This window comes from Actinokineospora fastidiosa (genome assembly GCF_014648415.1).
In the GTDB taxonomy this organism is placed as follows: Bacteria; Actinomycetota; Actinomycetes; order Mycobacteriales; family Pseudonocardiaceae; genus Actinokineospora; species Actinokineospora fastidiosa.
On the sequence record NZ_BMRB01000001.1, the window covers coordinates 1,012,363 to 1,032,883 of the forward strand.

Here is a 20,521-nt window from a genome sequence, read left to right on the forward strand (position 1 = left end):
TCGGGCGGGGGAGGTTGGGTGTCGCGACGCGTCGTCGGCGTCACGCTGGACAACCTGGAGCATCTGCCTAAGCAGTGCCGGTCCTGCGTGTACTGGGAGCTCGCGCCGCACCTGAAGGAGCAGGCCGAGGAGTTCGGCACCACCGAGCTGGAGAAAGAGGCCTGGGTCTCCAGCGTCCTGCTCGAGTGGGGGTCCTGCGGCCGGATCGTCTACAGCGACAAACTGCCGGTCGGATTCGTCCTCTACGCCCCGCCCAACGCCGTTCCCCGCGCCTCGGCGTTCCCGACCTCGCCGATCAGCGCCGACGCCGTCGTGCTCACCGGCTTCCACGTGCTCCCCGAGTTCCGCAAGGGCGGGCTCGGCAGGCTGCTGGTGCAGTCGGTGGCCAAGGACCTCACCCGCCGCGGCGTGCGGGCCATCGAGACCTTCGGCGACATGGACCCCGACGAGGACCACAGCTGCGTGGTGCCCGCGGCGTTCCTGACCAGCGTCGGCTTCAAGACCGTGCGGCCGCACCCGCGCTGGCCCCGGCTGCGGCTGGAGCTGCGCTCGGCCATCACCTGGAAGGAAGACGTCGAGGCCGCCCTCGAACGCCTGCTGGGCACGGTCACGATCAGCACCGTCGGCACGCCGGCCATGCAGCGCTGAGGCCGCTACTCCGCCTTGGCCAGCTCGTGCGCGAGCACGTCGGCGAAGGTGAAGGTGCCGGTGGGCTGGTCGTTCTGCCCGAGCAGGTAGAGGCGCTTGACCGCGACCAGGATCCCCTCGGCCACAACGTCGCGGAACGCGGGCTCGCTCAGCCTGCGCCGGTCCTCCTCGTTGGTCAGGTAGCCGATCTCGATGCGCACCGCGGGGCAGCGGGTCAGCCGCAGCATGTCCCAGGTCTTGGGGTGCGCGCCGCAGTCGCGCATGCCGGTGCGCATGACCAGCTCGCGCTGGATCAGGCCCGCCATCGCCTCGCCGAGGGTGGAGGTGGCGCCGTTGCCGGTGCCGAAGTGGAAGGCCGCCACGCCCTGCGCGTGCGGGGAGCGGTTGCCGTCGGTGTGCAGCGACAGCACCAGGTCGGCGCCGGTGTCGTTGGCGAAGTGGGCGCGGTCGGCGTCGTCGGGGCACTGGTCGGGGCCGCGGGAGAGCAGCGCCTCCATGCCGGTGGCGACCATCTTGCCCTCCAGCCGGGTCGCCAGGTCCCACATCAGGTCCGCCTCGCAGACCCCGCCGATGGACAGGCCCGGGTCGTCGCCGCCGTGGCCGGGGTCGATGACGATGCGCTTGCCGCGCAGCCGGGGCCCGGCCCTGCGGACGCGCTCCTGCTCGCGCAGCAGCACCGGGCGGCCGCCGCGGGCGCGCGGGGACAGCTGGCGCAGGGCGCGCACGGTCTGCGGGCCGCAGATGCCGTCCACGGTGAGGCCGTAGTCGCGCTGGAAGTTGCGCAGCGCGGCCTCGGTCTGCGCGCCGAAGACGCCGTTGGAGCGGCCCGCGTCGTAGCCGAGCTCCAGCAGCCGCTCCTGCAGCGTGAGGACGTCGTCGCCGGTCAGGGGGGCGGAGACGAGGAAGGCCAGCGGACGGCCGCCGAGGGAGTAGGTCGCGTCGCGCAGGGCCCGGTAGGTGGCGGGGCCGACGACGCCGTCGGTGATCAGGCCGCGCCGTTGCTGGAACGCCCGCACGGCGTGTTCCAGTTGGGCGTCGAAGACGTCCGCTTCCTGGGCCGGGGTGGCCATGCCCAGTGCGACGAGCGTGGAGCGGACCTCGGCCACAGCCTGGCCCGTGTCGCCGCGGCGGAGTACCCGCATGGACCCTCGCTCTCGAGTCGGTTGTGCGAATCCTGACAGTCGACCATTGTGCCTTGCCGCTCCGGTCCGGACGCGATCGGTCACAGGGACGAGCGAACCCGGGGTCCGCCGTCTGACAACGAGACGGGCGGGGCCCCGGGTTCGTGACGCGGGTCAGGCCAGGTCGAGGTCGCTCAGCAGCGCCGCCTTCGGCTTCGCGCCGACGATGGTCTTCACCGGCTTGCCGTCCTCGAACAGGATCATGGTCGGCACGGACATCACCTGGTAGTCGCGGGCGATGGTCGGGTGCTGGTCGATGTCGAGCTTGGCGACGGTGATCTTGTCGGCGTGGTCGCGGGCGATCTCCTCCAGCACCGGGGCGACCATGCGGCACGGTCCGCACCAGGTCGCCCAGAAGTCGACCAGGACGCGCTTGCCGCTGTTGATGACGTCCGCGTCGAACGAGTCCGCGGTGACGGTGACTGTGTTGCCGGCCATCTCTTTCTCCTTGTTCAGTTGCTCTTGCCGTAGCCGCCGCCGACCAGTTCGGTGGCCATCTCGGCTTCCTCGGTGCCGTGCTCGGCCAGCCAGCGCTCGGCGTCGATGGCCGCGGCGCAGCCCGAGCCCGCCGCCGTGATGGCCTGCCGGTAGGTGTGGTCGACCAGGTCGCCCGCGGCGAACACGCCGTCGAGGTTGGTGTAGGTGGTCTGGCCCTTGGTGATCACATAGCCCTCGTCGTCGAGGTCCACCTGGCCCTTGACCAGGGCGCTGCGCGGGTCGTGGCCGATCGCCACGAAGAAGCCGGTGACGTCGAGCTCGTCCGCCTCGCCGGTCACGGTGTCGCGCACCTTCAGCCCGGTGACCTTCTGCTCGCCGAGCACCGCGTCGATCGCGGTGTTGAGCCGCCACCTGATCTTCTCGTTGGACCGGGCGCGCTCCAGCATGATCTTCGAGGCGCGGAACTCCTCGCGCCGGTGCACGATCGTCACCGACCGGGCGAACCGGGTGAGGAAGGTCGCCTCCTCCATCGCCGAGTCGCCGCCGCCGACCACGGCGATGTCCTGGTCGCGGAAGAAGAAGCCGTCGCAGGTCGCGCACGCCGAGACCCCGCGCCCGAGCAGTTCCTGCTCACCGGGGACGTTCAGGTAGCGGGCGGCCGCGCCCATCGCGAGCACGACGGCCTTGGCCTCGTACCGCACGCCGTTGGCCTCGACGACCTTCACCGGGCCGGTCAGGTCCACCGACTCGACGTCCTCGGGCCGCAGCTCGGCGCCGAAGCGCTCGGCCTGCGCGCGCATCTGCTCCATCAGGTCCGGGCCCATGATGCCGTCGCGGAAGCCGGGGAAGTTCTCCACCTCGGTGGTCGTCATCAGCGCGCCGCCGAACTGGGACCCCTCGAACACCAGCGGGTTCAGCTGCGCGCGCGCGGCGTACACGGCCGCGGTGTAGCCGGCCGGTCCGGACCCGATGATGATCAGGTTGCGGATCTGCGCAGACATTCGCCCTCCATCGCTTCCGCCGGACGTGCTCGTCCGGACGCACACATGTCAACGCGATGGTATGGCGCTCTTGTTCCGCCGCCTTCTGCCACTCACCTATGCCGGCCCACGAAGTGGGATCAGTTGATGAGCCCGTTGTAGAGGGCGGAGCAGTCCGGCGTGACGACGAGCACCCGGAACTGGGCGGCCTTCTCGCCGAGCATGATGGCCATCACGCCCGACTTGCCGTCCAGGGTCACCGGGCGCACCCCGACGACCTGGGCGCTCGCCGGGTCGATGGCGTTGGCGTCCAGGCAGCGGTCCAGGCCCGCCCGGTCGCCGAGCGGCCCGTAGTCCTCGGCGTCGACGACGTCGTTCACCGACTCGCCGATGTTCTCCCGGCCCACGCTCAGCGGCGGCTCGGCGTTCGTCCCGCCGTCGGAGACGGTGGGGCTCGGCGCGGCCACCCCGGTGCCGGGGGTGTCCTGCGGCAGCGCGACGAAGGCCACCGCGACGGCGGCGGCAGCGGCGGTCAGCAGGCCGCCGCCCCAGGCCGCCATCCGGCCGCGCTTGCGGCGCGCGGTCGCCAGGTCGATCACCGGGGCGCCCGCGGGCGGGGTGTTCGTGGCGAAGGCCCTGCGGGCCTCCTCGGCCAGCGCGGCGTCGATCCGCGCGGCGAAGTGCTCGGGCATCGGCGGGGCGGGGGCCTCACGCAGCGCGCCGAGGTCGGCACGCACGGAGTCCAGCGCGGCGAGCACCGCGCGGGCGTCGGGGTCGGCGGCCACCCGGGCGCCCACCTCGGCGGCGCGACCCGGCTCCAGCACGCCGGCGTGCAGGTCGGCCAGCAGGTCGACGGGCCATGGCGGGCCGTCGGGGCCGATACTGCCCCGAATCTTGTCCGTCATCGTCCCTCCCCGTGGCGCCCGTCGGGCACACCTCGCCAATCGCCAGCGCCACCTGGGACGTTCGCATCTGCACCGGGGTTCCGCAGATGTCCGAGCGATTTCGCGAGCTTCGCCCGACCCCGGGCGCAGCGGCTCTTGACGGTGCCCTCGGCGATGCCGAGCAGCTGGGCGGTCTCGGCGACCGAGTACCCCTCGACGTCGACCAGGATGATCGGCATCCGCTGGTCCTCGGACAGCTCCGACAGCGCGCGCTGCACCACCAGCTGGGTCTCCCGGTCGGCCATCGCGTCGCGCGGGCTGACCGGCTCGCCCGGCCCGGTCTCCGGCAGCGGCACTGTCGGGCGGGCGTTGCGCCTGCGGACGCGGTCGAGGCAGGCGTTGACGACGATGCGGTGCAGCCAGGTCGTCACCTGGGACTCCGCGCGGAAGGACCCGGCGGCGCGGAAGGCGGAGATGAACGCCTCCTGCAGCGCGTCCGCGGCCTCCTCGGGGTCGCGCAGGGTGCGCAGCGCCACCGCCCACAGGCGGTCGCGGTGCCTGCGGACCAGTTCGGAGAACGCGCGCGGATCACCGGCGGCATGCGCCGCGATGAGGTCGGCGTCCGAGCTGGCTGGGGCGGTCACGCGGACAATGTAACGGGGGTGGTCAACCACCCCGTCACTGCGCCCGGATGAACCCGATCTCGCTCAGCTCGGACCGGTTGCCCTGGCCGAGCGTGGTGATCCAGACCAGCACGTGCTGGGTCGGCTCGGCCCGGTCGAGCTGCAGTTTCGTCTGCCCGGCCCGCAGCGTCGCCCGGCCGATGACCTTGGTATCGCCCAGCTCGGGGTCGGCCGACGGCGCGCTGCGGATCTCGACCACGGTGCCGTCGCTCGGCGAGTCGACGGCGACCTCGGCCAGGGACACCGGCTCGGCGAACGAGGCCATCAGGCCGACGCCGGGCTTGAGCGCGGGGAACTGGTCCTTGTAGGTGTCGGTCCGCCACGCGGTGCCCGGGTCGCCGTCGACGGCCCGGTTCGCGCGGCGCGGGTTGTCGGGGGTGCCGCCGACGTTGAAGACCTTGATGTCCGCTGGCCGGATGGGCCCGGCGGGCACGACCGGCTTCGGCGTGGGCGCCCCGCCCGCCGCGGTGGTGTCGCCGGGCGCGGTCGCGGTGATCGTCGGCCCGCCCGACGGGCCGCCGTCGTCGAAGAAGCTGATCAGCTGCATGCCCACCCAGGCCAGCACGCCGACGGTGGCCACGGCCAGCGCGGTGACGCCGATGGCCAGCTTGCGCCGCTGCGCCTTGTCGTTGCTCGGCGGCCGCGTGGTCCACACGGCGCCGTCGTCCTCGTACTCCTCCTCCAGCGCGACCAGCCGCTGGGTCTGGTCGTCGGCCAGGCGGGCCCGCTCCAGCACCTGCAGCAGGGCCGCGCCCGTGCGGATGCCGCCGTGGGCGTCCTCGGCGAGGCAGCGCACCGCGGCGACGGACAGCTCCAGCGGGATGTACGGGAACAGCGCGGCCGGGGGCAGGACCGTGCCGTCGTGGCCGCGCGGGGCGGGCGGCACGCCCTCCGGGCCGTCCGGCAGCGGCCAGCGGCCGGTGAGCAGCAGGTACAGGACCGCGCCGAGGCCGCGCACGTCGTCGCGCATGCCCGCGTGCGCCAGCGGCCCGGGGAAGGCCAGCCGCAGCTGCCCGTCCGGGGTGACCCGCACCCGCTGCGGGTGGTCGATGCCGAGCACGAGCCCGGTGTGGTTGGCCTGGTCGACGGCGGCGGCGAGCGGTTCGAGCAGCCGGGCGGCGGTGCCCGGCGGCAGCGGGTGCTCGGCGATCACGTCGAGCAGGTCCGTGCCCGCAGACCAGTCGGCGATGACGAGCCCGAGCACGCCCTCCTGCGGCCCGATGCCCGCGCCGGGGGCGACCACGTCGAGGACCCGGGCGGTGCCGGGGTGGTCGAGCCGGGCGGTGTGCGCGGCGCGCTCCAGCACCCGCCGGGCGCGCTCGACGGCGGCCGCGTCCGCGGGGGAGCCGGTGAGCAGGGTCAGGGCGACGTCGCGGCGCAGCTGGCCGTCGCGGGCCCGCCAGAACTGCACGCCAGCGCGCGGCTCGGCGCCGCACTGGGCCAGCAGCCGGTAGCGGCCCTCCCCGACGAGCCCACCCGGGACGAGCGAGCCCGCAGGCGGCCGATAGCCTGCCTGCTCCCCGCCCGTGGGCACCTCGGATCGCCTCGTCGTCACCGTGCTCTCGCTTCTGCCGTCGCTCCCGCGCCCGAGAGTACGGGAATCCGGCATGCCCTTGGAGAGTGCGCTGATCAGCCCCGGCGGACCAGACGGGTGATTCGCGTGGTCGCGGGCCGCAGTTCCGGCACCCGCAACAGCGCCAGCCCGCCGAAGGCGACACCGCCCGCCACGAGGCTCTGCAGGATGAGCGTCGCCCACGCCGACCCGGCGCCCTGGACGCCGTCGGGCACCAGCACCTCGGCGGCCAGCCAGGCGGCGGCCATGCCCGCGGCGCTGGCGAGCACGGTCTTGGCGATCAGCGAGACGATCTTCTTGTTGCGCAGGTGGCCGAGCCGCACCCACAGCCACATCTGGCCTGCGACGGCGCCGAGGACGTAGGTCAGCGAGTTGACCAGCATCACACCGACGACCACGTTCGCGGGCTCGAGCAGCCAGCCGCACAGGTACAGCATCGGGATCTTGGCGACCGTCATCCCGACCATGATCAGGGTGGGCGTCCTGGCGTCCTTCATCGCGTAGAACACCCGCAGCTGCAGCATCACGAGCGCGTAGGGCAGCAGCCCGAACGCGGAGAACGCCAGCGCGACGCCGAGCCGGTGGCCGTCGGCCACGGTGGACTCGCCCAGGCTGAAGAGGGCGACGCCGACGGCCGCCCCCGCGATGGTGAGCACCGCGCTGATCGGCACCAGCAGGACCGTGGAGAGCCTGCTGCCGGTGGAGAGGTCGTCGATCACGGCCTTGGTGTCGCCGCGCGCGGCCGACTTGCTCATCCTCGGCAGGATCGCGGTCAGCAGCGAGACGCCGATGACGCCGTAGGGCAGCTGGAACAGCAGCCAGGCGTTCGCGTAGATGGAGACGCTGCCCTTCTCGGCCGCGGTCAGCACCCGCTGGGTGATCACCAGGCCGACCTGGCTGACGGCGACGTAGCCCAGCACCCACAGGCCCAGGCCCGCGAACTCCTTGAGCCGCGAGTCCAGCCCCCACGTCCAGCGGTACTTGAAGCCGATCCGGCGCAGCGCCGGGATCAGCACGACCGACTGCACGACGATGCCCATGGTCACGCCGATGCCGAGCACCAGGACCTTCGGCTCGCTCATGTCGACCGGGTTGAGCGTGATCTCACCGGGGACGACGAGGTAGAGCAGCAGCGTTGCCACGATGACCACGTTGTTGAGCACCGGCGCCCACGCCGTCGGGCCGAACACGTGCCGGGCCTGCAGGATCGCGCTCAGCAGCGCGAACAGGCCGTAGAAGAAGATCTCCGGCAGCAGCAGGTAGGCGAAGGCGGTCGTCAGCTCCGGGTTGGCCTTGCCGGTGGAGTCGTCGACGTAGAGCCAGGTGAACAGCGGGGCCGCGGCGACCGCGAGCACGGTGCCGACGGCCAGGCCGGTCATGGCGACGGTGAGCAGCCGGTTCATGTAGTCCTGGCCGCCGTCGGGGTCGTCCTGCGAGCGGACCAGGAGCGGGACGACGACGCTGGCCAGCACGCCGCCGAGCAGCAGCTCGAACACCATGTTCGGCAGGGTGTTGGCGACGGTGAACGAGTCCTGGATGACGCTGAGGCCGACGATGGCGGTGAGCAGGAGCTTCCAGCCGAAGCCGGTGATCCGGCTGATCAGCGTCGCCACCGCCATCCCGCCGCTGGCACGCGCCAGCGACGGCACCTTCGGCTGATCGCCGCCCTGCTGCACGCCCGCTCCCGCTCGGGTCAAAGGTCGGCCCCGGCGGAGTCCGCGGCCTTGGCCTTGCGCAGCCTACGCACCACCCGCAGCCCCACCATCAGCACCAGCGCCCCCGCCGCGGTGCCGGTGACGATCAGGATGATGCTGCCGAACGAGGTCGAGTTCAGCTCCACCCGCGACGTCCCGCCCAGCTCCGTGCCGCTCTGCGTAGTCAGCCAGACGTTGACCACGAAACGACCGGAGCGGGTCACCTCGGTCGGCAGGTAGCGCGGGATCGCGGCGTTGGCCGGGATCCGGACCAGCGTGTCCTCCTGTGGCCGCAGCCCGGGCGTCGTCCCGACGTTGATCTTCGCGAGGACCGCGACCGGCAGCTTGTTGGTGATGTAGACCGGCAGCGGGCTGTCCTTGGACGCCAGCGCCAGCGGCCTGCCCGGGTCGTTGACCGACACCTGGTCCAGCATGGTCTCCAGCCCGTCGGCGACCTGGGCGGCCGCCCGCCTTGCCTGCTCGGGGTCGACGCGCCACGCCGTGGACGCCGCGCGCGTCAGGCCGCGGCGCAGCGGGGCCATCAGGGCCTCCGGGGTGACCTGCTTGGCGTCGTCCTCGAACAGCACCCGGTCGATCAGCTCGCGCTGGACCCGGTCGGCCGCGCCGATGCGCGCGGTCACGGGCGCGGGGATCTCCTGGGCGGCGTCCTGGGCGGTGTACTCCAGCTCCGACGCGGTGCCGTTGGCCTCGCCCGCCACGAGCGCTGGCAGGGCGAGCGCGGTGGTGAAGCGCTGGGCGGAGAGCGCGCGGACGGTGCCGAGGAAGTCGGCCAGGTCCTCCGCGCTCGCCGCCCACCGGCGCGGCGGGACGGCCAGCACCGGCTCCGGCGTGGCCGCCAGGCCGCCGCGGAAGACCAGGGCGGCCAGGCCGTTCTGCACCGACGAGGTGGCCACGGCCGGGTCGGCGACCCGCAGCCGGGGTTCGAGCGACTGGGCGATCAGGCCGTCGTAGGGGATCGCGCGCAGGTTGGGGTCGAGGTCGAAGGGGGCGGAGCCGGTGGCGCCGGTCAGCCGGGTGTTGTCGACGAGCAGCGTGGTCGGGCGGATGGCGGCCAGGGCGGCGCGCGCCCGCTTGTCGAGCGTGCCGCCCGCTGGCCAGACCGCGCCGTCGACCGGGGTGGCGCCCAGCACCGACTCGACGATGTCGGTCGTGGTCCGGGGCCTGCCGCGCTCGTCGAAGGTGATGCCCGGCGCGTCGACGGCGAGCGCCTGCAGGGCGGTGGTGTCGGCGCGGGAGAGCGCGGCCAGGTCGGCGTCGGCGTAGGGCAGGGCGATGACGCACTGGCCCTGGGCGAGCTCGCGCAGCGTGGTCAGCCACAGGTCGGCGGTGGTGGCGCCGCGGCCGTCCACGAAACCGTCGCCGCTGCGGACCCGGTAGCCCTCCGTCATGGCCGAGACGGTGGCCAGCAGGTCGGGGTCGACGGCGAAGCACAGCGAGCGCAGGATCGCCGGGTCGCTCTCCGCCGCGGTGCGGACGGCGTCGAGCAGCGTGTAGAGCCGCCCGCCGACGGCCAGCGACGTCGCGAGGTCGTCGTCGACCAGCACGGCGGACCCGCCGCCGAGCGCGGTCTCGACCATGCGCGGCTCGTCGACCAGCGGCCAGACGACGGTCAGCGGCGTGGCCTTGGCAGGCGGTTCGACCCGGCCGCCGCCGGGCACGGACAGCACCGGGAGCAGCGTGCTCAGCGAGCCCAGCCGCTCGGTGGTGCCGAAGTCGGGCACGCCGTTGAGGTTCAGCGCGAGCGGGTACACGCCCGGCCGGTCGATCCCCAGGTCGCCGACGAGGTCGACGGTGACGTGGAAGTCCACGCTCGCCCCGCGCTCCAGCCTCGGGGTGACCTCCTCGAAGTCGGAGGTCTCGGCGGGCCGGTTGAGCGCCGAGGTCAGCGAGGGGTCGGTGATCGCCTCCCGCAGGCCGGTCTCGGTGCCGAGCACGTCGCCGCGCTGCACCCGCAGGTCGACCTCGGAGATGGCGCGGTCGCCGGTGTTGGTGAGCGTGCCGGTGACCGTCAGCGTCGACGCGGACGCCTGGACCACGCGCGGGGACAGCGTGTCGATCTCCACGCGCAGTCTGCTCGACTGCGCCTGGGCGGACGCCTCCACCGGGAACACGATCGCGGCCAGGGTCGCCAGTGCGGCCGCCACCGCGGCGGGGCCGCGGCGCAGGCGTGCGGTCACGGGGACTCTCCATGCGGGGACAGGTCCCGGTCGGGACCGAAGACGAGGGGCTGCTCGGAGAGTAGTTGGCGGGCTTTGCGGACCAAACGCCGCTCATCGGCGTACGCCAGGCGCGCGTCGAGGTCGGCGAGGTCCACCCAGGCCACCTCGCTCACCTCCACGTCCTCGTCCGACAGCTCGTAGGACCGCGCGAGCAGCAGGAAGTGGTGCACGGTCTTGTGCACGCGCTTCCTGCCGTCGGCGATGAACCAGTAGTCGATCGTGCCCAGCGGCCGGACGACCTCGCCGTCGATGCCGGTCTCCTCGGCGATCTCGCGGACCGCTGTCTGCTCGGGGGTCTCCCCCGCCTCGATGTGGCCCTTGGGCAGCGACCACAGCAGCCGTCCGCGCCGGTCCAGCCTGCCGATCAGGGCGACGCGGTCGCGGTCGGCGTCGAGGACCATGCCGCCCGCGGAGGTCTCGTCCACGGTGCGCAGCCTGCGCCCCCGGGACCGGCGCCCGGACCGGGCACCGCGAGACCTGCCGGACGACGGGGGCACCTCACCGATGGTAATGCGAATGGCGCAGTGCCGAGCCGGGCTTGGGACCGGTCCCGCGAGGCGCGCCTGCCAGGCCGGATACCCTCGACCCTTGTGTCAAGTTCCCCGGTCGCCCACTCCGAGCCCCTGATGGACCTGCTGCGCGCCAATCCCGTCGCCGACGACCTCGCGGCCCGCTTCGCCGCCGCGGGGCACCGGCTGTACCTGGTCGGCGGGAGCGTGCGCGACGCGCTGCTCGGGAGGCTGGGCACAGACCTGGACTTCACCACCGACGCGCGCCCCGAACAGGTGATGGCGCTGGTCAAGGGGTGGGCGGAGGCGGTCTGGGACACCGGCATCGCCTTCGGCACGGTCGGGGCGGCCAAGGCGGGCCAGACCTGCGAGATCACCACGTTCCGCGCCGACGCCTACGACCGCGTCTCGCGCAACCCCGAGGTCCGCTTCGGCGACACCATCGAGGGCGACCTGGTGCGCCGCGACTTCACGGTCAACGCGATGGCCGTCGACTTGTCGACAAAGGAACTCATCGACCCGCACCACGGTCGGGCCGCCCTGGAGAACCGGGTGCTGGACACCCCGGCCACGCCGGAGGAGTCCTTCGCCGACGACCCGCTGCGCATGCTGCGGGCGGCGCGGTTCATCAGCCAGCTGTGCTTCGTCCCCGCGCCGCGCGTGGTGGCCGCGATGACGCAGATGAGCGCCGAGATCACCCGGATCACCGCCGAGCGGGTCCAGGTCGAGATCTCCAAGCTGCTCTGCGGCGACGACCCGCGCGGCGGCATCGAGCTGCTGGTCGACACCGGCCTCGCCGCGCACGTGCTGCCCGAGGTCCCGGCGCTGCGGCTGGAGATCGACGAGCACCACCAGCACAAGGACGTCTACGAGCACTCGCTCGTGGTGCTGGAGCAGGCAGTCGACCTCGAGGACGACGGCCCGGACCTGGTCCTGCGGCTGGCCGCGCTGCTGCACGACATCGGCAAGCCCGACACCCGCAGGCACCTGCCCGGCGGCGGGGTCAGCTTCCACCACCACGAGGTCGTGGGCGCCAAGATGGTCCGCAAGCGCTTGCGCGCCCTGCGGTACTCGAAGGAGATCATCGAGGACGTCGCCCGGCTGGTGTTCCTCCACCTGCGCTTCCACGGCTACGGCAAGGGCGAGTGGACCGACTCGGCCGTGCGCCGCTACGTCACCGACGCTGGCGACCTGCTGCCCCGGCTGCACAAGCTGGTCCGCGCCGACTGCACGACCCGCAACAAGCGCAAGGCCAACATGCTCCAGCGCACGTACGACGGCCTGGAGGAGCGCATCGCCCGGATCGCCGCCGAGGAGGACCTGGCGCGGGTGCGCCCGGACATCGACGGCAACGAGATCATGCGCCTGCTCGGCCTGCCCCCCGGCCCGCTGGTCGGCAAGGCGTGGCGGCACCTCAAGGAGCTGCGCCTCGACCAGGGCCCGCTCGACCACGACGACGCGATCGCCGCGCTGTACGCCTGGGCTGCCGAGCAGGGGCTAGAGGTGCCCGCGGCTGGCCAGGGCGAACCCGCCGAGGCCGAGCAGGTAGACGACGGCGGCGGCGACGACCAGTCCCGGTGAGCCGCCGTCCGGGGCGACCACCAGCGCGGCCAGCGCCAGCGAGACGACCTGGGTGACGTTGAACAGCGTGTCGTAGAGCGCGAACACCCGCCCTCGGCTCTCGTCGCCGATGTCGCGCTGCACGGCGGCGTCCACGCACAGCTTGACGACCTGCCCGACGAACGACACCGCGAACGCCGCGGCGAGCGTGGTCCACATCGTCATCGGCAGGCCGAGGGCGAGGACGGCGGCCGCGCCGACGACCATGCCCGCGCCCATCGTGCGGCGCCTGCCGACGGCGGCCACGATGCGCGCCGTGGTCATGCCCGCGACCAGCACGCCGAGGCCGAACAGCCCGGCGACCTGGCCGAGCCCGGCCATCCCGGCGTCGAACTCGAACCGGATGAGCAGCACGGTCAGCAGCAGGAGCACGCCGAACACCGCGCGGTGGGCCAGCAGGGCGACGAACCCGGCCAGCACGGTCGGGGTGCGCACGGCGACCCGTCCGCCGTCGAAGAGGCCCCTGGCGACCGCCACCAGGGTCTGCGCTGGCTCGTCCACCGCGTCCGGCCCCAGCGCGTTGCGCGGGAACCGGCCCGCCACGACGGCGGCCACGACCGACCCGACGACGGCGACGGCAGTGGTCAGGCCGGAGCCGGTGTCGTCGTCGCCCAGCACGGCGCGCACGCCGACCGCGCACCCGGCGCCGATCACCGCGATCACCGCGCCGAGCGTGGTGGCGATGGCGTTGGCCTCGACGAGGTTGCGCACCGGCACGACGTGCGGCAGCGACGCCGAGAGCCCGGAGCCGACGAACCGGCTGATCCCGACCACGACCAGGGCGAGGGTGAACAGCACCGTTCCGCTGCCGCCGCCGATCACGCAGACCGCGGTGACGAGGATCATCAGCCCGCGAAGCAGGTTGGCCGCGACCAGCACGCGGCGGCGGTCCCAGCGGTCCAGCAGCGCCCCGGCGAAGGGCCCGACGACCGAGTACGGCAGCAGCAGCGCGGCGAACCCGGCGGCGATGGTCAGCGGGTCGGCCTCGCGCTCGGGGTTGAACAGCACCGCGCCTGCCAGGCCCGCCTGGAACAGCCCGTCGCCCCACTGCGCGGCGAACCGGCTGAGCAGCAGCCTGCGGAACCCGGGGAAGCCGAGCATCCGCCGCGGACCGATGCGGTCGTGGTGGTGCTCATGGCCCTTGGGCGCGGCCTCCGTGCTCACAGGAAGCCAGCCTACGGGCAGGAACGGGCGGGCGGCTCCCAGCTGGGTAGCCGCCCGCCCGGCCGGCCGACGCCCGGTCGCCTCACGGCGGTTTGCGCAGAGTGGCTCCAGCCGAGCGGTATTCCACTAAGGCAGTTGTGGTTGAGCCCGGGGGACACGGTGGCGCCGACCGTCTTCTACAACGACCGAGGTGGTCGAGTTGTTCCCCGGCTCGGTCATGACGATTCGGCAACGGATGGGATCATGTCGGTCGTGTCGTCCGAGGTGTCCGTCGAGCCGGGAACGCTGCTGGTGGCCGCGCCGAGCCTGCTCGACCAGAACTTCCGCCGCACGGTGGTGTTCGTCATCGACCACCGCGGCGAGGGCACGCTGGGCGTCGTCCTCAACCGGCCCAGCGAGGTGCCCGTCGGCGAGGTGCTCCCGTCGTGGGGGCCACACGTGACCGATCCCGGATCGGTCTTCGTCGGCGGCCCGGTGGAGCAGAAGACCGCGCTGTGCCTGGCGGCCATGCGCACGGGCGAGTCGGTGGACGGGGTGCACGGCCTGATCGGCGTGCGCGGCCCGGTGGCGCTGGTCGACCTCGACGCCGACCCCGAGCCGCTGGTGCCGAAGCTGCGCGGCGTGCGGGTGTTCGCGGGCTACGCGGGCTGGGAGGTCGGCCAGCTCGCGGGCGAGATCGACCGCGGCGACTGGATCGTGGTCCCGGCCCTGCCCGCCGACGTCCTGGCCCCGCCCGGGCAGGACCTGTGGGGCCGCGTGCTGCGCCGCCAGGGCATGCCGCTGGCGCTGCTGGCCACCCATCCGGGTGACGTTCGGCAGAACTAGGCCTTCTGGAAGACGCCGCAGCCGCCGCACTGGCAGCCCTTGCAGCCCGCGGGCAGCTCCGGCTCCGGCTCGGGCACCGCCGCGGCGGCCCGGTGGCCGAGCACCCCGCCGCCCGCGGTCAGCACGACCAGGCCGACCAGGGCGAGCACGCAGGCCAGGACCGGGTTCGGCATGAGCCAGCCCGCGACCGCGCCGAGCACGCCGACGCCGCCAGCGACCGCGGTCGGCAGCCCGGCGACCTTGTTGCCGACCCGGAAGGTGTCCTCGTCGCGCAGCGTCGCCGCGGTCCGCACGCCCGCGAACCGGTTGCGCGGCAGCCGCTCGGTCAGACCGAGGAACCCGACGACGAGCAGGGCGAGGCCGGCCACCAGGGGCGCGAGCGGCAACAGAGTCACGGCACCGATGGTAGGTCGTGGGCCCGGTCACGTCGCAGGCCGCTGGACAGGCTGCGCTACCCTAGGGCCATGAGCACGGGTTACCTGCTCCTTAGTGGGCCGTGCTGACCGAACGTCTTCGGTGAGCACGGCGACCCTCCATGCCCGCGGGCTGGGGGGTTTTCGTTTGTCCAGAGCAGGACCCCACCTCGGGAGGATCTTCTGATGAGCGACGAGCCCGCCCACCGGTACACCGCGGCCATGGCTGGGGAGATCGAGCGCCGCTGGCAGGACCACTGGACCGAGCGCGGCACGTTCCACGCGCCGAACCCGGTCGGGAAGCTGGCCGGGCCCGTGCCCGAGGACAAGCTGTTCGTGCAGGACATGTTCCCGTACCCGTCCGGGGCGGGCCTGCACGTCGGGCACCCGCTGGGCTTCATCGGCACTGACGTCTACGCCCGCTACCACCGGATGAACGGGCGCAACGTCCTGCACACGATGGGCTTCGACGCCTTCGGCCTGCCCGCCGAGCAGTACGCCGTGCAGACCGGGCAGCACCCGCGCAAGACCACCGAGGACAACATCGAGACCTACCTGCGGCAGATCCGCAGGCTGGGCCTGGGCCACGACGACCGGCGGCGGATCTCCACGATCGACCCGGAGTACTACCGCTGGACCCAGTGGATCTTCCTGCAGATCTTCAACTCCTGGTACGACGACACCGTCGGCCGCGCCCGCCCGATCGCCGAGCTGGTCGCGCAGTTCGAGTCCGGCGAGCGCGCCACGCCGGACGGGCGGGCGTGGGCCGAGCTGTCGCACGCCGACCGGCAGGCGGTGCTGAACGAGCACCGGCTGGTGTACCTGTCGGACGCGCCGGTCAACTGGGTGCCCGGCCTGGGCACGGTGATCTCCAACGAGGAGGTCACCGCGGACGGGCGCTCCGAGCGCGGCAACTTCCCCGTGTTCCGCAAGAACCTGCGCCAGTGGATGATGCGGATCACCGCCTACTCCGACCGGCTGATCGACGACCTGGAGCGGCTGGACTGGCCGGAGAAGGTCAAGGCCATGCAGCGCAACTGGATCGGCCGCTCGCACGGCGCCCGCGTCCGGTTCGCCTGCGGCGGCGAGTCGATCGAGGTCTTCACCACCCGCCCGGACACGCTGTTCGGGGCCACCTACATGGTGCTGGCCCCGGAGCACCCGCTGGTCGACGTGATCGCCGCGCCCGCGTGGCCGTCCGAGGTGGACGGCCGGTGGACCGGCGGGGCGGACACCCCGGGCGAGGCGATCGCTGCCTACCGGCGCGCGGCGTCGATGAAGTCGGACCTGGACCGGCAGGAGAACAAGGACAAGACCGGCGTGTTCACCGGCGCGTACGCGGTGAACCCGGTCAACGGCGCGAGCATCCCGGTCTTCATCGCCGACTACGTGCTGATGGGCTACGGCACCGGCGCGATCATGGCGGTGCCCGGCCAGGACCAGCGCGACTGGGACTTCGCCACCGCGTTCGGCCTGCCGATCATCCGCACGGTGGCGCCGTCGGAGGGCTTCGACGGCGAGGCCTACACCGGCGACGGCCCGGCGATCAACTCCGGCTTCCTGGACGGCATGGACATCGCCGAGGCCAAGAAGGCGGTCATCGGCTGGCTGGAAGAGCACGGCCACGGCCGCGGCACCGTCCAGTACAAGCTGCGCGACTGGCTGTTCTCCCGCCAGCGCTACTGGGGCGAGCCGTTCCCGATCGTCTACGACGAGGCGGGCACGCCGATCGCGGTGCCCGAGTCGATGCTGCCGGTCGAGCTGCCCGAGGTCGACGACTACTCCCCCACGACCTACGACCCGGAGGACGCCGACACCGAGCCGTCGCCGCCGCTGTCGAAGGCGAACGGCTGGGTCGAGGTCGAGCTGGACCTGGGCGACGGCGTGCGGACCTACCGCCGCGACACCAACACGATGCCCAACTGGGCCGGTTCGTGCTGGTACCAGCTGCGGTACGTCGACCCGGCCGACGACGAGCGCTTCTGCGCGCCGGAGAACGAGCGCTACTGGCTGGGCCCGCGCCCGGAGCAGCACGGCGCCACGGACCCGGGCGGCGTCGACCTGTACGTCGGCGGCGTCGAGCACGCGGTGCTGCACCTGCTGTACGCGCGGTTCTGGCAGAAGGTCCTGTTCGACCTGGGCCACGTCTCCGGCGACGAGCCGTACCGGCGGCTGTTCAACCAGGGCTACATCCAGGCCTACGCCTACGCCGACGCGCGCGGGGTCTACGTCAACGCCGCCGAGGTCGAGGAGCGCGAAGGCAGGTTCTTCCACGGGGACACCGAGGTGTTCCAGGAGTACGGGAAGATGGGCAAGAGCCTGAAGAACGTCGTCACCCCGGACGAGATGTGCGAGCTGTACGGCGCGGACACCTTCCGGCTGTACGAGATGTCCATGGGCCCGATGGACGTCTCCCGCCCCTGGGCGACCAAGGACGTCGTGGGCGCCCAGCGCTTCCTGCAGCGCCTGTGGCGCGCGATCATCGACGAGACGACGGGCGAGGTCCGCGTCGTCGACGGTGATGTCGACGAGCCCACCCTGCGCCTGCTGCACAAGACGATCGCGGGCGTGCACGAGGACTACTCGAACCTGCGCTACAACACCGCGGGCGCCAAGCTGATCGAGCTGACCAACCACATCACCAAGCACCACGGCGACGGCTGCCCCCGGCCGGTCGCCGAGGCGATGGTGCAGCTGCTGGCCCCGATGTGCCCGCACATCGCCGAGGAGCTGTGGTCGCGGCTGGGCCACCCCGAGTCCCTGGCCCACGGCCCGTTCCCCACGGCCGACCCGAGGTACCTGGTCGAGGACACCGCCGAGTACCCGATCCAGGTCAACGGCAAGGTCCGCGCCCGCGTCACCGTCCCGGCCTCGGCCACCCAGGAGGAGATCAAGTCCGCGGCCCTGTCCGAGGAGAAGGTCGCCGCCCTGGTCGCCGACAAGACCCCCAAGAAGGTGATCGTCGTCCCGGGCAGGCTGGTCAACGTGGTGCTGTAGGTATTCAGCAGGACGGGACCACCGGCTGTTCGCTCGACTCGCATCAGCCGAACGGGTGACGCATTTGCGCAGGTCACACCGGTAGACTCGAACTTGTGTTCGGTTCTGGGGAACGATGATCGTGCAAAGCTCGCCGAATTGGGTTGGGAGATGTCACGCTGTGGACAACGGTCTGGGCCGCGAGAGGAAGGGGTGACGGCGTGGCGAAGGTGCTCGATGTGGCTGCGTACATCCTGTCCCGCCGGGGACCTATGACGGCGATGAAGCTCCAAAAGCTGGTGTACTACAGCCAGGCTTGGCATCTGGTGTGGGACGAACAGCCGCTGTTCGACGAGGACATCGAGGCATGGGCCAACGGTCCGGTGGTGCGCGAGCTTTACAAGCACCACCGGCAGCGGTGGCAGCTGGACCGCGGGGAGACTCTTGGCGGCGACCCCGACAAACTCGATGACAGCGAGCGCGAGACGATCGACATCGTCCTGAACGCCTATGGGGACAAGCCTGCCAACTGGCTCAGCGAACTCACCCACCGCGAAGACCCGTGGAGGAACGCGCGCAAGCGGGAGCGACTGGCCGATGGAGAGCGCGGGAGCGCGATCATCTACCAGAGCGACATGTTCGAGTACTACGACGGTCTGACCAGTTCCTCCGCGGAGGATGTCTGAGCCCGTGGGCCGCAAGGGGCAGCCGAAGGCGAAGCAGAAGGTCCTCCCAGACCACACACGGCAACGCCCGCGGTCAACGGTGGCACGCGATATCCCCACCGAGAAGCGACCACGGCGGGCGTTGACGCCCTCGGAGCCAGAGGGCAAGCTCGTTGTGCTGTTCAGCCGAATAGACCTGGACGGTCCCTGGTGCCTCACGAAGATCAGCCAGACCGACCACCGCAACCTGCTCAGCCGGATCCAGTCGTTCGAGACCATGACGGTTCGCGAAGCCTTCAACCACGGTGAGGAACCCGGCAAGGATTACGCGATCGAGGACCTTCCGAGCAAGGCTGCTCGCAAGCGTCTGGAGGAGTTGACCTTCGACGATCGCGATCACATCAGCAGGCTGAGGATCGGCAATCTGGGGCGGCTGTACGGCTTCCGTGAAGGCGCGCGGTTCTACGCGCTGTGGTGGGATCCGGAACACGAGATCTGGCCCACCAAGAAGTAGGCGGGCCTGATGCCTAGGGCTTGAGGACGAGCCCCAGCACGGCGGCGGCCACCATCACCACGAGCGCGAGCGCGATGAGGGTGGTGGCCCTGCGGACCAGGCGGAACTTGCGGGAGGCCAGGCGGGAGACGGCGGCGAGGCGTTCGCCGTGCCAGGTCTCCTGGTCGCGGGCGCGGTCGGCGATGTGCTGCTTGACCTGCTTCGCCGTCATCGCGCCGTAGATGAGCAGCGGGCTGCCGTCCATGTGCGGGCGGATCGTCCACAGGAGCAGGAGGACCGCCGTGCCGAACAGGGCGGCGGCGACGGCCAGCGCGACGACGACGACCGGGTGCAGGCTGGTCTTGGCCAGCAGCGTGAGCCCGGCGGTGATCGTGCTGAACACCGCGAGCAGCAGGCCCGCCTTGGTGTCTGTGCGGACCATCGCGCCGTCGGCGCGGTTGATCTCCTCCTGCATCAGCTCCGCGGGTGTCATCGTCGGTCCCCTCGCAGTTCGGCCGTTGTGGGGTAGGACGGCTGGGCGCCCGCGCGGGTTACCGAGATCGACGCCACACGGCAGGCGAACTCCGCGGCCGCGGCCAGGGTGTCGCCCTCGGCGAGGCGGTGGGCGAGCGCGCCCGCGAACGCGTCGCCCGCGCCGGTCGTGTCGAGCGGAGTGACGCGTGGGGCGGGGACGCGCCGCACGCCGTCGGCGGTGATCACGTCCGCGCCGTCGGCTCCGCGGGTGACCACCGCGCTGCGGACGCCGAGATCGAGCAGGGGGCCGAGGGCGGCGGCCTCGTGCTGGTTGACGATCAGCGGGTCCAGCCTGGCGAGCGTCGCCGGGGACAGCGCGGCGACGGGCGAGAGGTTGACCACCGCCCGGACGCCGGAGGCCGCCGCCAGCGCGACGGCGTGCTCCACGACCGGGATCGGCACCTCCAGCGAGGCCACCAGGACGGCGGCCCCGGAGAGGTCGACATCGGCGGGCGTGAGGGCGGCGTTGGCGCCCGGGGAGACGACGATCGCGTTCTCGCCATCCCCCGTGACGGTGATGAACGCCGCCCCCGTCGGGCGGTCCGCGGTCCGCAGACGGCCGACGTCGACACCGGCCGTTGTCAACGACTCGCGCACCAGCGCGCCGTGCGCGTCGTCCCCGACGGCTCCGACGAAGATCACCGAGGCGGCCAGCCGCGCCGCGGCGACGGCGGTGTTCGCGCCCTTGCCGCCGGGCAGAACGCGCACGTCAGAGCCCAGGACCGTCTCCCCGCCGCCGGGCCGCCTCGGCACCGCGACGACGAGATCGGCGTTGGCCGAACCCAGGACGGCGACCACTGAACCCACCGCGACCTCCAGCCGTATACGGAAGTGAACGTGCGCAAGTGTGAACGAATGCGTAGTCGGATGGCTCCTGAGTGCCACAATTGACGTCACATGTCTCGCGGGCGGTGGAGATCGCCGTCCGTGCTCGACCCCAGGGCCGCAACCCTGGGCGCCGGTCAGGGCCAGGGGGCCACGGCCGGCACTGGTCACCGGCG

The 20,521-nt window shown here is 72.3% G+C and carries 19 protein-coding genes; 6 read left to right on the top strand and 13 right to left on the bottom strand.

What is annotated here, in order from left to right; genetic code table 11:
- The first annotated feature begins 18 nt into the window (after positions 1-18).
- A complete protein-coding gene (locus IEY98_RS04800) occupies positions 19-648 on the top strand; it encodes a GNAT family N-acetyltransferase (RefSeq protein WP_189209024.1) in 630 nt (209 codons plus the stop codon).
- Positions 649-653: 5 nt separating this feature from the next.
- Here the strand turns inward: IEY98_RS04800 and IEY98_RS04805 are convergent, their stop codons facing one another.
- From IEY98_RS04805 to IEY98_RS04845, 9 genes are all read right to left on the bottom strand, one after another.
- On the bottom strand, positions 654-1,790 hold the full coding sequence (locus tag IEY98_RS04805) for an N-acetylmuramoyl-L-alanine amidase (RefSeq protein WP_189209025.1): 1,137 nt from the start codon (positions 1,788-1,790) through the stop codon (positions 654-656).
- A gap of 153 nt (positions 1,791-1,943) precedes the next feature.
- Positions 1,944-2,267 carry a thioredoxin gene (gene trxA, locus IEY98_RS04810; protein WP_189209026.1) on the bottom strand — a complete coding sequence of 108 codons (324 nt, stop codon included), beginning with the start codon at positions 2,265-2,267 and terminating at the stop codon, positions 1,944-1,946.
- A 14-nt stretch (positions 2,268-2,281) separates the two neighbouring features.
- Positions 2,282-3,268: a thioredoxin-disulfide reductase gene (gene trxB, locus IEY98_RS04815; protein WP_189209027.1), complete on the bottom strand. Its 987-nt coding sequence runs from the start codon at positions 3,266-3,268 to the stop codon at positions 2,282-2,284.
- 119 nt (positions 3,269-3,387) lie between these two features.
- The gene (locus IEY98_RS04820; RefSeq protein WP_189209028.1) at positions 3,388-4,152 is read right to left on the bottom strand and encodes an anti-sigma factor family protein; all 765 of its coding nucleotides are present in this window, start codon (positions 4,150-4,152) and stop codon (positions 3,388-3,390) included.
- A complete protein-coding gene (sigM, locus tag IEY98_RS04825; protein WP_189209029.1) occupies positions 4,149-4,775 on the bottom strand; it encodes an RNA polymerase sigma factor SigM in 627 nt (208 codons plus the stop codon). The genes IEY98_RS04820 and sigM overlap by 4 nt, the downstream gene beginning before the upstream one ends.
- Before the next feature lie 34 nt (positions 4,776-4,809).
- Positions 4,810-6,369: a protein kinase family protein gene (locus IEY98_RS04830; RefSeq protein WP_229786587.1), complete on the bottom strand. Its 1,560-nt coding sequence runs from the start codon at positions 6,367-6,369 to the stop codon at positions 4,810-4,812.
- A gap of 74 nt (positions 6,370-6,443) precedes the next feature.
- Positions 6,444-8,063 carry a murein biosynthesis integral membrane protein MurJ gene (murJ, locus tag IEY98_RS04835; RefSeq protein WP_258905365.1) on the bottom strand — a complete coding sequence of 540 codons (1,620 nt, stop codon included), beginning with the start codon at positions 8,061-8,063 and terminating at the stop codon, positions 6,444-6,446.
- A 17-nt stretch (positions 8,064-8,080) separates the two neighbouring features.
- Complete coding sequence (locus IEY98_RS04840; protein WP_189209030.1) at positions 8,081-10,279, bottom strand: DUF6049 family protein; 2,199 nt, start codon at positions 10,277-10,279, stop codon at positions 8,081-8,083.
- Positions 10,276-10,818 (bottom strand): NUDIX hydrolase, encoded by a 543-nt coding sequence (locus tag IEY98_RS04845; RefSeq protein WP_189209031.1) that lies wholly within the window; start codon positions 10,816-10,818, stop codon positions 10,276-10,278. Before IEY98_RS04845 ends, IEY98_RS04840 begins: the two co-directional genes overlap by 4 nt.
- A gap of 129 nt (positions 10,819-10,947) precedes the next feature.
- Here IEY98_RS04845 and IEY98_RS04850 point away from each other — a divergent pair, with 129 nt between their 5' ends.
- Complete coding sequence (locus tag IEY98_RS04850; RefSeq protein WP_189210059.1) at positions 10,948-12,411, top strand: CCA tRNA nucleotidyltransferase; 1,464 nt, start codon at positions 10,948-10,950, stop codon at positions 12,409-12,411.
- Here IEY98_RS04850 and IEY98_RS04855 read toward each other — a convergent pair.
- A complete protein-coding gene (locus IEY98_RS04855; RefSeq protein ID WP_189210060.1) occupies positions 12,328-13,551 on the bottom strand; it encodes an MFS transporter in 1,224 nt (407 codons plus the stop codon). The genes IEY98_RS04850 and IEY98_RS04855 overlap by 84 nt on opposite strands.
- 306 nt (positions 13,552-13,857) lie before the next feature.
- Between IEY98_RS04855 and IEY98_RS04860 the strand changes: the two genes are divergently transcribed.
- Positions 13,858-14,439 (top strand): YqgE/AlgH family protein, encoded by a 582-nt coding sequence (locus IEY98_RS04860; protein ID WP_189209032.1) that lies wholly within the window; start codon positions 13,858-13,860, stop codon positions 14,437-14,439.
- On the opposite strand, the gene IEY98_RS04865 is transcribed toward IEY98_RS04860, so the two are convergent.
- Positions 14,436-14,834: an SdpI family protein gene (locus IEY98_RS04865; RefSeq protein WP_189209033.1), complete on the bottom strand. Its 399-nt coding sequence runs from the start codon at positions 14,832-14,834 to the stop codon at positions 14,436-14,438. The two genes, IEY98_RS04860 and IEY98_RS04865, sit on opposite strands and share 4 nt — an antisense overlap.
- A gap of 204 nt (positions 14,835-15,038) precedes the next feature.
- On the opposite strand from IEY98_RS04865, the gene leuS reads away from it, so the two are divergent.
- The 3 genes from leuS (at position 15,039) to IEY98_RS04880 (ending at position 19,007) form a co-directional block, all read left to right on the top strand.
- The gene (leuS, locus tag IEY98_RS04870) at positions 15,039-17,849 is read left to right on the top strand and encodes a leucine--tRNA ligase (protein ID WP_189209034.1); all 2,811 of its coding nucleotides are present in this window, start codon (positions 15,039-15,041) and stop codon (positions 17,847-17,849) included.
- 200 nt (positions 17,850-18,049) lie between these two features.
- Positions 18,050-18,514 (top strand): Panacea domain-containing protein, encoded by a 465-nt coding sequence (locus IEY98_RS04875; RefSeq protein WP_189209035.1) that lies wholly within the window; start codon positions 18,050-18,052, stop codon positions 18,512-18,514.
- Between the two features lie 79 nt (positions 18,515-18,593).
- Entirely contained in the window at positions 18,594-19,007 is a 414-nt protein-coding gene (locus IEY98_RS04880) for a hypothetical protein (protein WP_189209036.1), read from the top strand.
- Between the two features lie 13 nt (positions 19,008-19,020).
- On the opposite strand, the gene IEY98_RS04885 is transcribed toward IEY98_RS04880, so the two are convergent.
- Both IEY98_RS04885 and IEY98_RS04890 read right to left on the bottom strand, forming a co-directional pair.
- Positions 19,021-19,479: a Pycsar system effector family protein gene (locus IEY98_RS04885; protein WP_189209037.1), complete on the bottom strand. Its 459-nt coding sequence runs from the start codon at positions 19,477-19,479 to the stop codon at positions 19,021-19,023.
- Positions 19,476-20,327 carry a ribokinase gene (locus IEY98_RS04890; RefSeq protein ID WP_189209038.1) on the bottom strand — a complete coding sequence of 284 codons (852 nt, stop codon included), beginning with the start codon at positions 20,325-20,327 and terminating at the stop codon, positions 19,476-19,478. Before IEY98_RS04890 ends, IEY98_RS04885 begins: the two co-directional genes overlap by 4 nt.
- Positions 20,328-20,521 lie beyond the last annotated feature (194 nt).

Excerpts from the sequence above, each read along its gene's own strand:
- trxB (WP_189209027.1), bottom strand. The coding sequence starts at position 3,268 with ATGTCTGCGCAGATCCGCAACCTGATCATCATCGGGTCCGGACCGGCC.
- IEY98_RS04850 (WP_189210059.1), top strand. The coding sequence starts at position 10,948 with ATGGACCTGCTGCGCGCCAATCCCGTCGCCGACGACCTCGCGGCCCGC.
- IEY98_RS04885 (WP_189209037.1), bottom strand. The coding sequence starts at position 19,479 with ATGACACCCGCGGAGCTGATGCAGGAGGAGATCAACCGCGCCGACGGC.
- leuS (WP_189209034.1), top strand. The coding sequence starts at position 15,039 with ATGAGCGACGAGCCCGCCCACCGGTACACCGCGGCCATGGCTGGGGAG.
- trxA (WP_189209026.1), bottom strand. The coding sequence starts at position 2,267 with ATGGCCGGCAACACAGTCACCGTCACCGCGGACTCGTTCGACGCGGAC.
- IEY98_RS04805 (WP_189209025.1), bottom strand. The coding sequence starts at position 1,790 with ATGCGGGTACTCCGCCGCGGCGACACGGGCCAGGCTGTGGCCGAGGTC.
- IEY98_RS04860 (WP_189209032.1), top strand. The coding sequence starts at position 13,858 with ATGTCGGTCGTGTCGTCCGAGGTGTCCGTCGAGCCGGGAACGCTGCTG.
- IEY98_RS04820 (WP_189209028.1), bottom strand. The coding sequence starts at position 4,152 with ATGACGGACAAGATTCGGGGCAGTATCGGCCCCGACGGCCCGCCATGG.
- IEY98_RS04855 (WP_189210060.1), bottom strand. The coding sequence starts at position 13,551 with ATGCTCGGCTTCCCCGGGTTCCGCAGGCTGCTGCTCAGCCGGTTCGCC.